The organism is Microbacterium barkeri (genome assembly GCF_027921765.1).
GTDB lineage: Bacteria > Actinomycetota > Actinomycetes > Actinomycetales > Microbacteriaceae > Microbacterium > Microbacterium barkeri.
Genome location: NZ_BSEJ01000009.1, coordinates 145,400 through 158,514, shown reverse-complemented (window position 1 = coordinate 158,514; position 13,115 = coordinate 145,400). Strand labels below are relative to the sequence as shown.

13 protein-coding genes and 3 tRNA genes are annotated in these 13,115 nt (G+C 71.5%); 11 read left to right on the top strand and 5 right to left on the bottom strand.

Features of this window, described 5'->3' with window-relative positions; translation table 11 throughout:
* On the bottom strand, positions 1-1,424 hold a 1,424-nt coding region (locus PKE79_RS10680; RefSeq protein ID WP_271173683.1), incomplete at its 3' end, for a DEAD/DEAH box helicase.
* A gap of 253 nt (positions 1,425-1,677) precedes the next feature.
* Between PKE79_RS10680 and PKE79_RS10675 the strand changes: the two genes are divergently transcribed.
* Positions 1,678-2,001 carry a hypothetical protein gene (locus PKE79_RS10675; RefSeq protein WP_271173682.1) on the top strand — a complete coding sequence of 108 codons (324 nt, stop codon included), beginning with the start codon at positions 1,678-1,680 and terminating at the stop codon, positions 1,999-2,001.
* A 184-nt stretch (positions 2,002-2,185) separates the two neighbouring features.
* On the opposite strand, the gene PKE79_RS10670 is transcribed toward PKE79_RS10675, so the two are convergent.
* Positions 2,186-2,674, bottom strand: a complete 489-nt coding sequence (locus PKE79_RS10670; RefSeq protein ID WP_271173681.1) for a YajQ family cyclic di-GMP-binding protein — start codon at positions 2,672-2,674, stop codon at positions 2,186-2,188.
* A gap of 81 nt (positions 2,675-2,755) precedes the next feature.
* On the opposite strand from PKE79_RS10670, the gene PKE79_RS10665 reads away from it, so the two are divergent.
* From PKE79_RS10665 to PKE79_RS10655, 3 genes are read left to right on the top strand one after another with little or no spacing between them, the layout of a single operon-like run.
* A complete protein-coding gene (locus PKE79_RS10665) occupies positions 2,756-3,247 on the top strand; it encodes an FBP domain-containing protein (RefSeq protein WP_271173680.1) in 492 nt (163 codons plus the stop codon).
* 28 nt (positions 3,248-3,275) lie between these two features.
* Positions 3,276-3,668: a DoxX family protein gene (locus PKE79_RS10660; protein ID WP_271173679.1), complete on the top strand. Its 393-nt coding sequence runs from the start codon at positions 3,276-3,278 to the stop codon at positions 3,666-3,668.
* A 39-nt stretch (positions 3,669-3,707) separates the two neighbouring features.
* Positions 3,708-4,910 (top strand): PQQ-dependent sugar dehydrogenase, encoded by a 1,203-nt coding sequence (locus tag PKE79_RS10655; RefSeq protein ID WP_271173678.1) that lies wholly within the window; start codon positions 3,708-3,710, stop codon positions 4,908-4,910.
* A 1-nt stretch (position 4,911) separates the two neighbouring features.
* On the opposite strand, the gene PKE79_RS10650 is transcribed toward PKE79_RS10655, so the two are convergent.
* A complete protein-coding gene (locus tag PKE79_RS10650) occupies positions 4,912-5,451 on the bottom strand; it encodes a TetR/AcrR family transcriptional regulator (protein ID WP_271173677.1) in 540 nt (179 codons plus the stop codon).
* A 53-nt stretch (positions 5,452-5,504) separates the two neighbouring features.
* Between PKE79_RS10650 and PKE79_RS10645 the strand changes: the two genes are divergently transcribed.
* On the top strand, positions 5,505-6,395 hold the full coding sequence (locus PKE79_RS10645) for an alpha/beta fold hydrolase (protein ID WP_271173676.1): 891 nt from the start codon (positions 5,505-5,507) through the stop codon (positions 6,393-6,395).
* 78 nt (positions 6,396-6,473) lie between these two features.
* Here the strand turns inward: PKE79_RS10645 and PKE79_RS10640 are convergent, their stop codons facing one another.
* Positions 6,474-7,514 (bottom strand): NAD(P)-dependent alcohol dehydrogenase, encoded by a 1,041-nt coding sequence (locus PKE79_RS10640; RefSeq protein ID WP_271173675.1) that lies wholly within the window; start codon positions 7,512-7,514, stop codon positions 6,474-6,476.
* 216 nt (positions 7,515-7,730) lie between these two features.
* Here PKE79_RS10640 and PKE79_RS10635 point away from each other — a divergent pair, with 216 nt between their 5' ends.
* Positions 7,731-8,909, top strand: a complete 1,179-nt coding sequence (locus PKE79_RS10635) for a MarP family serine protease (protein WP_271173674.1) — start codon at positions 7,731-7,733, stop codon at positions 8,907-8,909.
* Positions 8,910-8,958: 49 nt separating this feature from the next.
* Here PKE79_RS10635 and PKE79_RS10630 read toward each other — a convergent pair.
* Positions 8,959-9,040 (bottom strand) — tRNA-Tyr (locus PKE79_RS10630).
* Positions 9,041-9,241: 201 nt separating this feature from the next.
* Between PKE79_RS10630 and PKE79_RS10625 the strand changes: the two genes are divergently transcribed.
* The 5 genes from PKE79_RS10625 to PKE79_RS10605 all read left to right on the top strand — a co-directional run bounded on the left by PKE79_RS10625 (position 9,242) and on the right by PKE79_RS10605 (position 12,765).
* Positions 9,242-10,207 carry a hypothetical protein gene (locus tag PKE79_RS10625; protein WP_271173673.1) on the top strand — a complete coding sequence of 322 codons (966 nt, stop codon included), beginning with the start codon at positions 9,242-9,244 and terminating at the stop codon, positions 10,205-10,207.
* 78 nt (positions 10,208-10,285) lie between these two features.
* Positions 10,286-11,077 carry an inositol monophosphatase family protein gene (locus PKE79_RS10620; RefSeq protein WP_271173672.1) on the top strand — a complete coding sequence of 264 codons (792 nt, stop codon included), beginning with the start codon at positions 10,286-10,288 and terminating at the stop codon, positions 11,075-11,077.
* Positions 11,078-11,442: 365 nt separating this feature from the next.
* Positions 11,443-12,516, top strand: coding sequence for a M23 family metallopeptidase (locus tag PKE79_RS10615; RefSeq protein ID WP_271173671.1), 1,074 nt, complete (start codon positions 11,443-11,445; stop codon positions 12,514-12,516).
* An 80-nt stretch (positions 12,517-12,596) separates the two neighbouring features.
* A tRNA-Thr gene (locus PKE79_RS10610) sits at positions 12,597-12,668 on the top strand.
* Positions 12,669-12,691: 23 nt separating this feature from the next.
* Positions 12,692-12,765: transfer RNA gene (locus PKE79_RS10605), tRNA-Met, on the top strand.
* The last annotated feature ends 350 nt before the right edge of the window (positions 12,766-13,115 follow it).

Genomic DNA, 13,115 nt, shown 5'->3' with positions numbered 1-13,115 from the left:
CCGCGCGCCGCGCCGCCGTTGCGACCGCCGCCGCCGTTGCGACCAGCCGATGCACCGCCGCGGCCGCCCGCGCGCTCGGCCGGCTGCTGGCCGCCCTGACCCTCCCGGGCCGCGCGCTTGCGACGGGCGTTCGCCCCCTGCGACGTGCCGGGAGCCGACGGCGCGGGAGCGTTGCCCGAGCCCGGGCCGCCCGGGACCGGTGCGACGCGCGGCGCGACCTCGCCGACGAGGGCCGTGACGGCAGCGCTCTCGGGCGTGACGCGCTGCGGCTGCGCGGCGATGCCCGCCTTGCGCAGCAGCTGCTTGGTGTCCTGGCGCTGCGAGGGCAGCATGACCGTGACGACGTCGCCGGCCGAGCCCGCGCGCGCGGTGCGGCCCGAGCGGTGGACGTACGCCTTGTGCTCGGCGGGCGGGTCGACGTGGACCACGAGGTCGACGCCGTCGACGTGCACGCCGCGCGCGGCGACATCCGTCGCGACGAGCACGCGGACGCGGCCCGACGAGAAGTCCGCGAGGTTGCGGTCGCGGGCGTTCTGCGACAGGTTGCCGTGCAGGTCGACCGCGGGGATGCCGCGCGCCGTGAGCTGCTTGGCGAGCTTCTTCGCCTGGTGCTTGGTGCGGGTGAAGAGGATGCGGCGGGCGACGCCCGACGCGAGGGTGCGGACGAGCTCGGTCTTGTCCTCGTCGTCGACCTCGAAGACGTGGTGCGTCATCGCGGGGACCGGCGACTCGGCCGGGTCGATCGAGTGGCGCACCGGGTCCTTGAGGAAGCGCGTGACGAGCTTGTCCACACCGTTGTCGAGCGTCGCGGAGAAGAACATGCGCTGACCGCCGGCAGGCGTCTTCGCGAGGATGCGCGTGACGCCGGGCAGGAAGCCCAGGTCGGCCATGTGGTCGGCCTCGTCGAGCACGGTCACCGCGACGCGGTCAAGGTTGACGATGCCCTGGCTCATGAGGTCCTCAAGGCGGCCGGGGCAGGCGACGACGATGTCGACGCCGGCGCGGAACGCGGCCTCCTGCGGCTTCTGCGAGACCCCGCCGAACACGACGGCGACGGTGAGGCCGGAGGCCTTCGCGAGCGGCGTGACGACGCGTGCGATCTGGGTTGCGAGCTCGCGGGTCGGGGCGAGCACGAGGCCCGACGGGCGCCCGGCGACGCGCTTCGGCTTCGCGGCCGACAGGCGCGCGACGAGCGGGATGGCGAACGCGAGCGTCTTGCCCGAGCCGGTCTTGCCGCGGCCGAGCACGTCGCGGCCGGCGAGGGTGGAGGGCAGCGTCTCGCGCTGGATGGGGAAGGGGGTCGGGCGGTCCTCGGCGACGAGCACCTCGATGAGGTGCGCGGGGACGCCGAGGTCGGCGAAGGTGGTCTCGGGCTGCGTGGTCGCAGTGGTCACAGATGACTGCTTTCGAGAAGGGGCCGTCATGCAGGGGAACACGCTGATCGCGGGGCACGACGGCAGATGGCGAACTCGGCGGATGCCGGATCCGTTCGCCGCGGCAGGATGTTCGCGAGGCGCGGCGGGGGAGTCCCTCCGCGCGATCAAGACACGACGACGCGCGACACTCGGGTCGCGCAGATCCCGACTCTAGCATCCGGCGCTGAGCGCGGCCTGGGGCACCTCTCCCTGATGTGCGGGCGGCCGCCGCTCGATACTGTGCTTGCAGACAAGTCCGCGGATGAAGGGGGACGCGATGTACAACGACGACTACGGATGGATGGCCGGGCTCGGCGTGGGGATGATGATCCTGGGGCTCGTCATCTACCTCGGGATCCTGGCGCTCATGCTGTGGGTGGGGTACCTGATCATGCGGACGGCCGTGAAGAACGGCATCCTGCGCGCGGACGAGGAGCGCGCGGCGCGCGGGCTCGCGCCGCGACCCGGTGCGCCGTATCCGCCGCAGCAGGGATACGCGGGGCCGCAGCACCCCGGCTCGCCGGGATCGGGACCGTCCTACCCGGGCGGCACGGCGAACCCGCCGTCCACGCCGCCGCGGGACTGAGACGCGATCGGCCCGGCGCCTTCGAGGCGCCGGGCCGATCCGCATTCCTGCGCGTATCCCCCGGAGCGGAGGCGGTGCTCCCCAGAGGCCCCGCCCCCGCAGGGACCCGACCTGCGTCGGAGCCCCCGTCGAATGAGACCGCCGAGCGGCCCATCCATGACGCGGGCTCAGGAACCCCTCAGGTTCAGCGGTAGTTGATGAACTGGAGGTCGATGTCGAGGTCGGCGGCCTTCAGGAGACGGATGACCTCCTGTAGGTCGTCGCGGCTCTTCGACGACACGCGCAGCTCGTCGCCCTGGATCTGCGACTTCACGCCCTTGGGGCCCTCGTCGCGGATGATCTTGCCGATCTTCTTCGCGTTCTCCTGCGAGATCCCCTCCTTGAGCGTGGAGGTGATGCGGTACTCCTTGCCGCTCGCGACGGGGTCGCCCGACTCGAGGCTCTTGAGCGAGATGCCGCGCTTGATGAGCTTGGACTGGAAGACGTCGAGCACGGCCTTCGCACGGTCCTCGCTGTCCGCCTTGATGAGGATGGCCTCGCCGCTCCACTCGATGGAGGCGCCGGTGCCCTTGAAGTCGTAGCGCTGCTCGACCTCCTTGCGTGCCTGGTTGAGCGCGTTGTCCGCCTCCTGGCGGTCGATCTTGGAGACGATGTCGAATGAGCTGTCGGCCATGTCGAAAAGCCTACTCACCCGATCCCCGGCGGCGCGGGGCTTCGTAGAATGGCCCGCGAGAACACGGCGAGGAGGATGGCCATGCGCCCGCTGACAGAGAAGGATGTCCTCGAGTCGTTCGTGAACGCGGACGACCGTGAGCTCGAGCTCGTCGAGCTTCCCCACGACTTCCCGCTCACCGAGTGGGATCACCTCGACTTCCTCGCCTGGCGCGATCCGCACACGCACAGCCGCGGATACATCGTGGCCGAGATCGACGGCGAGCCGACCGGCGTCGTGCTGCGGGCGGCCTCGACGACCTCGGGCGCGCGGCACGGCATCTGCAACATCTGCCGCACGATGCAGCCCGGCAACCAGGTGACCATGTTCACGGCGCGCAAGGCGGGCCGTGCGGGGCAGAAGGGCGACAGCGTCGGCACGTACATCTGCGCCGACCTCTCGTGCCACGAGAACGTGCGTCTCGCCCTGCCGCTCGCCCCGAACGAGTACCGCGCGAGCGTCGACATGAAGATCGACGGCACGGCGCGGCGCTCGCGCGCGTTCGTCGAGCGGGTTCTGGAGGAAGCGGCCTGACGTCCGCTGGCGCGCCTAGACTCGCCGCATGAGCACGCCCATCCGCACGATCGGCCGCCTCTTCCTCGGCTCGGCGCTCGCATTCGCGGGCGTCGCGCACCTCACCGTCGCGCGGGAGGAGTTCCGCGCGCAGGTGCCCGACTTCGTGCCGCTCGACCCCGACACGACCGTCGTGGCCTCGGGCGTCGTCGAGGTCGGTCTCGGAGCCGCGCTGCTCTTCGCCCGCCGTCGACGCCGCCGGGTCGGCACGCTCGCGGCACTCTTCTTCGTCGCCGTCTTCCCGGGCAACATCGCGCAGTGGCGGCATCGCCGGAGCGCGTTCGGACTCGACACCGACGGCAAGCGCTTCGCGCGCCTCTTCTTCCAGCCGCTTCTCGTCGCCCTCGCGCTGTGGTCGACGCGGACGCCGCGCGTGCGCTGAGCAGGAGACGCGCGAGCGAGGCCGACGATGAGCGAGCGGATGGCCAGGGCGCCTGAGGCGCGCAGGGTCGTCGCCGGAGTGGCGATCGCCGTCACGGCCGTCGCGCTCGCCGCATGCGGGCCCTCGTCGCCTCCGACCGGGGACGGACCGACGGCGCCGGCGAGCTCCGCACCGACCGCGCCATCGCCATCCGCGCCCTTGGACTCCGGATCGCCGTCGCCATCCGCGCCCTTGGACTCCGAATCGCCGTCACGCGCGCCATCCGCGGAGCCCTCGCCGCAGCCATCCGCCCTCGTGCTCGATGAGCGCCGCGTGGTCGCCGAGGGACTCGACGCGCCCTGGTCGGTCGCGTTCCTGGGCGCGACGGCGCTCGTGAGCGAGCGCGACAGCGGGCGCATCCTCGAGCTCGACGGCGAGGGCGGCGTGCGCGAGGTCGGCGTCATCCCCGGGGTCCGCGCGGGAGGCGAGGGCGGTCTCCTCGGCATCGCGGTGCACGACGGGCTGCTGTACGCCTACTTCACCGCGGCGGGGGAGAACCGCATCGAGCGCTTTCCGCTCGACGGCGACCCGCTCGCCCTAGGGTCGGGCGAGACGGTGCTCGCGGGGATCCCCGCCGCAGGCAACCACAACGGCGGCCGCATCGCCTTCGGGCCCGACGGCATGCTCTATGCGACGGCGGGCGACGCGGGCGATCGGTCGAGCGCGCGCGACCCGGCAGCGCTGTCCGGCAAGATCCTCAGGATGACGCCCGATGGCGGCGTGCCGGCCGACAACCCGTACCCGGGATCGCTCGTCTACAGCCTCGGGCATCGGAACCCGCAGGGCATCGCGTGGGCGCAGGACGGCACGATGTACGCGAGCGAGTTCGGCCAGGACACGTGGGACGAGCTCAACGTCATCGAGCCGGGCGGAGACTACGGATGGCCCGACGTCGAGGGCGCGGCCGGGCGCGCGGGCCTGATCGACCCCGTGCAGCAGTGGGCGCCGGCCGACGCGAGCCCGAGCGGCATCGCGATCGCGGGCGACACCCTCTATATCGCCAACCTGCGGGGCGAGCGCCTGCGCGAGATTCCGCTGGCCGAGCCTGCCTCCTCGATCGAGCACCTCGTCGCGGAGGAGGGGCGCCTGCGCGACGTCGTGGTGACGCCCGACGGGGAGCTGTGGGTGCTGACGAACAACACCGACGGTCGCGGCGAGCCGCGCCCGGAGGACGACCGGATCCTCGGGTTCGCCCTGCGCTGATTCAGTCCGCGAGAGCTCCGCGGATCGCCACCGCGATCGCCGGCCGCGGGTCGCTCGTGTCGCCGCGGGCGATGCGGTGCAGAATCAGTCCCTCGCACACGCTCATCACGGCGGCCGCCGCCGCGTCGGGATCGCGTGCGCCCAGCCGGGCGACCGCGTCGGACACGACCGCGACATAGCGCTCGCGCGACGACGACAGCTTCGCGCTGAGCTCGGGGTCGTGCGACGCCTCGAGGAAGAGCGCGTGGCGGGCGATGGTGTGGGTTCGTCGGGGGCCCGTGATGAACTCGACCATTCCGGCGAGGGCATCGACGAAGGCGTCGGGGTCGGCGGGCAGGGGCTCGGCGGCGTCGAGCTCCGACGCGACGATGCCGTCGACGACTCCCGCGAGAAGCGCCTCCCGCGTGCGGAAGTAGTTCGACGTGCTGCCCTCGGGCAGGCCCGCCCGCCGATCCACCCTCCGATGCGTGAAGGAGCGCATCCCCTCCTCGCCGAGGAGGGCGATCGCTGCCTCGACAACGAGCTCCCGCGTGCGTGCCATCGCGCTCCAGGGTAGTCATGGTGGTATTACTACGATCGTAGTAACATGCGGCCATGAGCGCTCTCGAACTGCGCATGCCGGACCTGGCCGACGTGACGCATCGCATGGTCCAGGTGCACGAGCACGGCGACGCGCTCGCGCTTCACGTCGCGGAGGCGGGTGCCGGCGTGCCGGTGCTCCTCCTGCACGGCTCGCCCCAGCACTGGTGGGAGTACCGCCGTGTGATCCCCGAGCTGGCCGCCGATCATCGCGTGATCGCGGCCGATCTGAGGGGAGCGGGATGGTCGGACGCTCCCGATCACGGGTACGACGAGGCCCAGCAGACGGCGGACGTCCTCGCTCTGCTCGACGCGCTCGGCATCGAGCGTGTGCACCTCGTCGTCCACGACTACTCCGCGTTCCTCGGCTGGCGTCTCGCGTTCGACCATCCGGATCGGCTCGCGAGCCTCACGGCGCTCGGGAGCCCGCATCCGTGGAGCGGGATCACGCCGAGGATGGCGCTGCAGCTGTGGCGGGCCTGGTTCCAGCAGGTGATCATCTCGCCGTTCGGGCCCCGGCTGATCGCGGGCGGGCGGCAGCGGCTCGTGCGCCACATGATCGAGGGGTATGCGCCCGGCCTCGGCGGGTGCGACGTCGACGACCTCGAGTGCTTCCTCGCGCCGCTGCGCGACCCCGTCCGTGCACGGGCACTCGCGCGCACGTATCGCAGCCTCGTGCTCCCGGGGATGATGACGATGGCAGCGCTGGGAAGAAGGCGCCGTCTGACGGTGCCGACGCGCATCCTCCTCGGCGCTCGCGACCCGATCATGCGCGCCGCCCGCACTGATGATGTCGGAGATCGCGCCGACGACCTCGTGGCCATCTGGGTCAAGGACGCCGCGCACTATATCGCGAGCGAGCGCCCCGATGCCGTGGTCGCGGCAGTGCGCGAGCTCACGCGCTGACGACCATCCCATCCGCAGAAGGCGCCCGTCCCGGTGTCGCGGCCGCGACCATCCGGAACGGGCGCCTTCCGCCCTGACCTACAGCGTCGAGCTGTCGATGACGAAGCGGTACCGCACCTCACTCGAGAGCACGCGCTCGTACGCCTCGTTGATCTGCTCGGCCGGGATCAGCTCGATCTCGGGCGCGATGCCGTGCTCGGCGCAGAAGTCGAGCATCTCCTGGGTCTCCGCGATCGAGCCGATGCTCGATCCCGCGAACGAGCGGCGGTTGCCGAACAGCGTGAAGACGTGCAGAGCGAGGGGCTCGGGCGGTGCGCCGACGTTGACCATCGTGCCGTCGAGACGGAGCAGCGAGAGGTAGCGGTCGAGGTCGAGCGGCGCGCTGACGGTGTTGACGATGAGATCGAACCGGTTGCGCAGCTCGGCGAAGGTCGCGGGGTCGGCGGTCGCGAAGTGATCCGTCGCCCCGTAGCGCAGGGCGTCATCCTTCTTGTCGAGGGTGCGCGAGAGCACGGTCACCTCGGCGCCCATCGCGGCGGCGATCTTGACGGCCATGTGGCCGAGACCGCCCATGCCGACGACCGCGACGCGCTTGCCGGGGCCCGCATTCCAGTGGGCGAGCGGCGAGTAGGTCGTGATGCCCGCGCACAGCAGCGGCGCTGCCGCCTCGTACGGGATGGCCTCGGGCACCTTCAGGACGAAGTCCTCGTCGACGACGACGTGCGTCGAGTACCCGCCCTGCGTGATCGTGCCGTCGCGGTCGACCGACGCGTACGTCTGGGTGTTGCCGGCGAGGCAGTAGTTCTCCATGCCCGCCTGGCAGTTCTCGCACTCGCGGCACGAGTCGACCATGCAGCCGACCCCGACGCGGTCGCCGACGGCGTGCTTGACGACGTCGGGGCCGACCTCCACGACCTCGCCGACGATCTCGTGGCCGACGACCTGCGGGTAGGTGATCGGCCCCCAGTCGCCGCGGACCGTGTGGATGTCGGAATGGCAGATGCCGGCGTAGCGGATGGCGATGAGGACGTCCTTCGGGCCGACATCCCGTCGTTCGATGGTGGTCGGGACGAGCGGCTCGGTCGCGGATGGCGCCGCGTAGGCGTTGACAGTGAGCATGCGATCTCCTGTGATGCGGTCTGTCGACGCCCGACGGGCGTCGATGGATTCCATCCTCGCGCGGGATCGGGCGCAGAGGGCGCGATGCGGGGGTCCCGGTCCGCACCTTCCTCGCGGAAGCGCGCATGTCGCATCGAGCGCGCTCCCGGCCGAGGCGGAGGTGCCGTGCGTAGCCTGAGGGCGACACGCGGTCGGCGCGTGGGGGAGGAGGACGACATGCCCTCGGTCGTCGACGTGCTGATCGTCGTGCTGCTCCTCGGCGCGCTCCTGTCGGGACTGCGCGCGGGCTTCTTCGCCGCGCTCGGCGCCCTGTGCGGACTCGTCGCGGCGGGCGTCGCGGCTCCGTGGGTCCTGCCCCTCGTCGCCGCCGCCGTGCCGGATGAGGGATGGCGCGGGCTGGCCGTGATCGGAAGCGCGATCCTCCTGCTCGCGCTCGGCGCGAGCCTCGGGGCCGCGATCGGCGGGGTCATCCGGCGCGGTGCTGACAGGCTGCGCCTTCGCGCGCTCGAGCGGCTGCTCGGCGGCGCGCTCGGGCTCGTCGCCGGCACGCTCGCGGTGTCGCTCACCGGAGCGGGGATCGCGTCCGCCGGCATCCCCGTCGTGTCGTCGTCGGTCGCGTCCTCGTCGCTGCTGCGGCCCATCGACGCGCTCACTCCGGCTCCGCTGTCCGAGGCCATGGCGCGCCTCCACTCGGCCGTGCTCGGCGAGACGGTGCTCCCGACGATCGACGGGCTGCTCGGCGGTCTGCCCGACGCCGCCGACCCCGGCACGGCCGACCTCGACGACCCCGCGCTCGCCGCGGCCGCTGGGTCGGTGGCGAGGGTGTCGGGGGTGGCCGCGGCGTGCAGCACGAGGCCCAGCGGCACCGGATTCGTCGTCGCGGAGGACCGCATCGTCACGAACGCGCACGTCGTCGCAGGCGTCGAGACGCCCATGGTCGAGCTGCCCGGCGAGCCGGCCCGTGACGGTCGGATCGTGTACTTCGATCCGATCGACGACCTCGCGGTGATCGCCGTCGACATCGAGGCCGCGCCGCTCGCGCTCGACGACAGCGTGCAGGCGGGTGACGCCGGGGCGGTGCAGGGATACCCGTACGGTGGGCCGTTCCGCACCGTCTCGGCCGGCATCGCGGCGAGCGGTCCCGCGCTCATCGAGGACATCTACGGCGAGAGCGCGACCGAGCGGTCGATCTACGCGCTCGAGGCGGAGGTCGCCCCCGGCAACTCCGGCGGCCCGCTGCTCAGCGAGGACGGCACGGTCGCCGGGGTCGTCTTCGCCCGCGACGAGGCGCGTCCGGAGATCGGCTACGCGATGTCGAACGCCGAGCTGCAGCCCGTGCTCGACGCGCTCCCCGGAGCGACCGACACGGTGTCCACCGGGCGCTGCCTGGGCTGACTGGGGGAACGGAGAAGGCCCCCGCTCGCGCGGGGGCCTTCTCTGTGTGTGGCAAGTGAGGGATTCGAACCCCCGAAGCATGACGCGGCTGATTTACAGTCAGCTCCCTTTGGCCGCTCGGGCAACTTGCCAGTGCGCGCCCGCCCGACTTTCACCAGACGACCGGATGCGCGAGTAACGATATTACCCCGTGAGACGGGCAAGGTGAAATCGCCGGATGGCAAGCGCCTCTCGGGCGCGTTGCTCACGGTTCGGCGACGGTCGGGGAGGGCGCCCGCCCGCCGTGGAATGATGACGACATCGGAGCGCCGGCTCCGCCGAAGGGGGACCAGATGTCTGCACCGTACCCGCCTCACGATCAGCCGCAGCAGGCTGTCGCGTCGGGCGATCGCCCGATGTCGAAGCTCATCAAGGGCGCCATCTGGATCGCGATCGGCGCGCTCATCGCGGCTGCCCTCATCTGCGTGGTGTGGGTGCTCGTGGGCGACCAGAATGGCATCATCGGCAAGGCGTTCCTCACGGTGCTCCTCCTGGCGGGCTTCGCCGGGGTCGTGCTGCTCGACGCGAACCTCGCACCTCGGCGTCCGGATTGGTTCGCGCTCGCAAGCATGATCTCGTGGGTCGTCGTCCTGCTCGTGGGCGCCGTGAAGATCTGGCTCGACGTGGTGCCCCGCGGGTGGGAGTCTGACGACTACTTCGAGTACGGATACGGTGCGGAGGGGATCGAGCGGTTCTTCCACCTCGTCCTCGTGATCGGCGTGCTCCAGCTCGCGCTGCTGCACCAGCGCCTCTTCTGGCGAGCCCACGAGCGCCACGTGACGACGTTCACGCGGATCATCGCGATCGCGACGACGGTCTTCCTCGTCGTGCTCGTCGGAATGCTCGTCTTCTTCTTCACGTTCCCCGACAGCTTCGACTTCGGCGAACTGTACTGGCGGATCGTCGTGTCCCTCGCCATCCTCGCGGCCGTCGGCACGACGCTCCTGCCGCTGCTCAACGCCCTCTTCGCGCCGCGGAAGCCGCGCCCGATGGGTCCGGCCTCCGCGCAGGGGTACGCGCAGGTCCAGCCGCAGCCGTACGCGCAGCCGCAGGGCCATCCGCAGGCACAGGGCTACGCGCCTCCCGCGTGGCCGACGTACTACGACGGCGTGACGCCGCTTCCTGTGCTGCCCGACGGATCCCCCGACTGGAACGCGTACTATACCGGGTACCCGACCTATCCGCAGACTCCCGCCGCATCCGGCGAAGCCGAGGTGCCGCCGCGTCCGCCGCTCCCGCCCGTCCCGCCCGTGTCCTGACAGCCCCCGCTGAAGGCGGGAGCCGCCCGTTCACGGCACCGTCGCCATCCGGCCAGCGCGCGCGGATACCGTGGAGGGATGACTCTCGAACTCGACCTGCGCGACCTCGCCACCGACATCGCCCGCGAGGCGGGTGAGCTCGCGAAGCGCCGCCGCGACGAGGGCGTGGCCATCGCCGCGAGCAAGTCGACCCTCGCCGACATCGTCACCGAGGCCGACCGCGAGGTCGAGGCGCTCATCCGCTCCCGCCTCGCCGAGGCGCGTCCGGACGACGGGTTCCTGGGGGAGGAGTCGGGCGGTGGCACCGGCGCGTCCGAGGTGACGTGGGTCGTCGACCCGATCGACGGGACCGTCAACTACGCGTTCGGGCAGCCGGCCTACGGCGTGAGCATCGCCGCGGTGACCGGGCCCGCCGACCCGCTCGGCTGGCAGGTCATCGCGGGCGCGGTCGCGGCGCCCGCTCTGGGCGAGATGTTCTCCGCCGCGCGGGGGCACGGCGCGTTCGTGGGAGACCGGCGGCTCTCCGTGACGGCGGAGGCGCCCGCGGGAGCGCTCGTCGCGACGGGCTTCGGATACGACCCCGAGACGCATGCGAGCGCTCTCGACGAGCTGCGGCGCGTCATGCCCATCGCGCGCGACATCCGCCGTGCGGGGGCGGCCTCTCTGGACCTCGCGTACGTGGCGGCCGGGCGTCTGGACGCCTACTACGAGCGCGGCCTGAAGCCGTGGGACATGGCGGCGGGATCGCTCCTCGTGACCGAGGCCGGCGGGCGTCTCGGGTGGTTCGAGACGGACGCCTGGGGTCGCCGGATGATGGTCGCCGCAAGTGCGGCCGTGTACGACCGGCTCGTCGAGGTGCTCGCCACCTGAGGGCGGGACGGGCGTTCTCGTCGATTCGTGCACAGGGTGCCCGGTCGGTTAGATTCGTCCCCAACCTCCCGCCGTGGATGGCGCTCCCAGAGAAAATCCGCTACGTTGGTTACCGGATCGTTACTTTCGCAGCCCGATCTTGCGGAGTGACCGATCGCCCCGATCACGTTTCTCGCTGTTCCCCCGCAGCGACCTACGGAAAGCACTCCTCCTTGCCGCTCGACACACCCATGGCTGAAGCTGCGCCCCAGCGCCGCTCGCGTCGCGACCTCCGCGCGACGTCCATGCCAGACCCGCAGGGTGCGACGACGCGTGCTGACGATGTGGAGACGACTCTTCCCGAGCCGCCGCTGACGCGTCGCCGGTTGCGTGAACTCGCCTCGGCCACCCCCGCCCCCGAGATCATCCACGACGGCGACGCCGACTTCGGCGAGGCCCTCAAGGTCGCCGAGCAGGTGGCGAGCTCCGCTCCCGCCACCGGCGCCATCCCCACGGCTGAGGACGACGAGTTCCTCGCCGCCGCGCGTGCCCTCCACTTCACGGGCGAGGCGCCCGTCTCCGTCGCTCCCGCCGCGGAGGCTCCCGAGCCCGCGCCGGAGGCTCCCGCGCAGGAGGCGCACGTCGCTCCGCGTCGTGGGCTCGCCTTCCGTCGCGTTGCGACGGCTGCGGCGTCGATCGGCGCGATGGGCGTCATCGGCCTCCTCGCCGTCGGCATGACCACGCCGCTCGGCGCCCTCGCGCAGGGCGGCGCCGCGAACGCGGCGGCCACCGTCTCGATCGCCGCAGGCAGCGACGCGCAGGACCTCGAGGATGAGGAGATCCAGGCCTTCGTCGCCTCCTCCGAGGTGCAGAACGCCGATGTCACGCGTGCCCAGGGGTACTCGGCGGAGACCCTCCCGACCCTCGCGTCGGCGGATGGCATCAGCACGGCCGGCGCGTTCTTCACGAACGACGCCTCGGCCGACATCCAGTGGCCGTTCGCGGTCGGCACGAGCATGAGCTCGGGCTACGGGCCGCGCTGGGGCCGGATGCACGAGGGTGTCGACTTCACGCCGGGTGACGGCGCTCCCGTCCAGGCGATCGCCGACGGCGTCGTGCGCATCGCGACCGAGTCGGGCGGCGCGTACGGCGTGACCGTCTACATCGATCACGTCATCGACGGTCAGGTCGTCACGAGCCACTATGCGCACATGCAGTACGGCTCGCTGAAGGTGACGCAGGGCCAGCGCGTGGAGACCGGCGAGGTCGTCGGCCTCACGGGCAACACGGGCCGCTCCTACGGCGCGCACATGCACTTCGAGATCATCATCAACGGGAAGACCACCGACCCGCTGCCGTGGCTCCAGGAGCATGCGAACACGCGCTACTCGAAGGAAGAGGAGGCCGCTGCGGAGGCCGCTCTCACGGATCTCCTCGGCTCGGAGATCACGGCGGAGTGACCGACGCGCGCGGCGGTCGTCGGTTCGAAGTCGCCGCGCGGAGATGGTATTCTCTTCTGGTTGCCTGCTGAAGGCAGCACGCCCCGATAGCTCAGTGGCAGAGCACTTCCATGGTAAGGAAGGGGTCGTCAGTTCAATCCTGACTCGGGGCTCGCAGCATCCACGGATGCATCGCGGCAGGGTAGCTCAGTTGGTGAGAGCGCACGACTCATAATCGTGAGGTCGCGGGTTCAAGCCCCGCTCCTGCTACAGATCAAGCCCCCGCTTCGGCGGGGGCTTCGTCGTGTCCGGGAGCACGTCGCGTCGCGAGCGTCGTCCTCTCCGGAGCCTTCGTCATGCCAGCCCGTCGTCGCTGGAGCCTCGTCATGCCGGGGCCTCCTCGCCGGAGCCTCGTGCTGCGCGGCCTGGCTTGACCTGCCTCGTTCCGGCGACCGACCGGGATCCATGTCTCGTTTCGAGCGGGAACGGCGGGCGGATGGCTGCGGCGAGTGAGACATGCGATGCAACGGCAGCGCCCCGGGACGCAGGGCGTTCCCGGGGCGCTGCCTGCGCCTCGCACGGATGGCGTCACGCGTGGTCGAGCGAGAGGCGTCACGCGC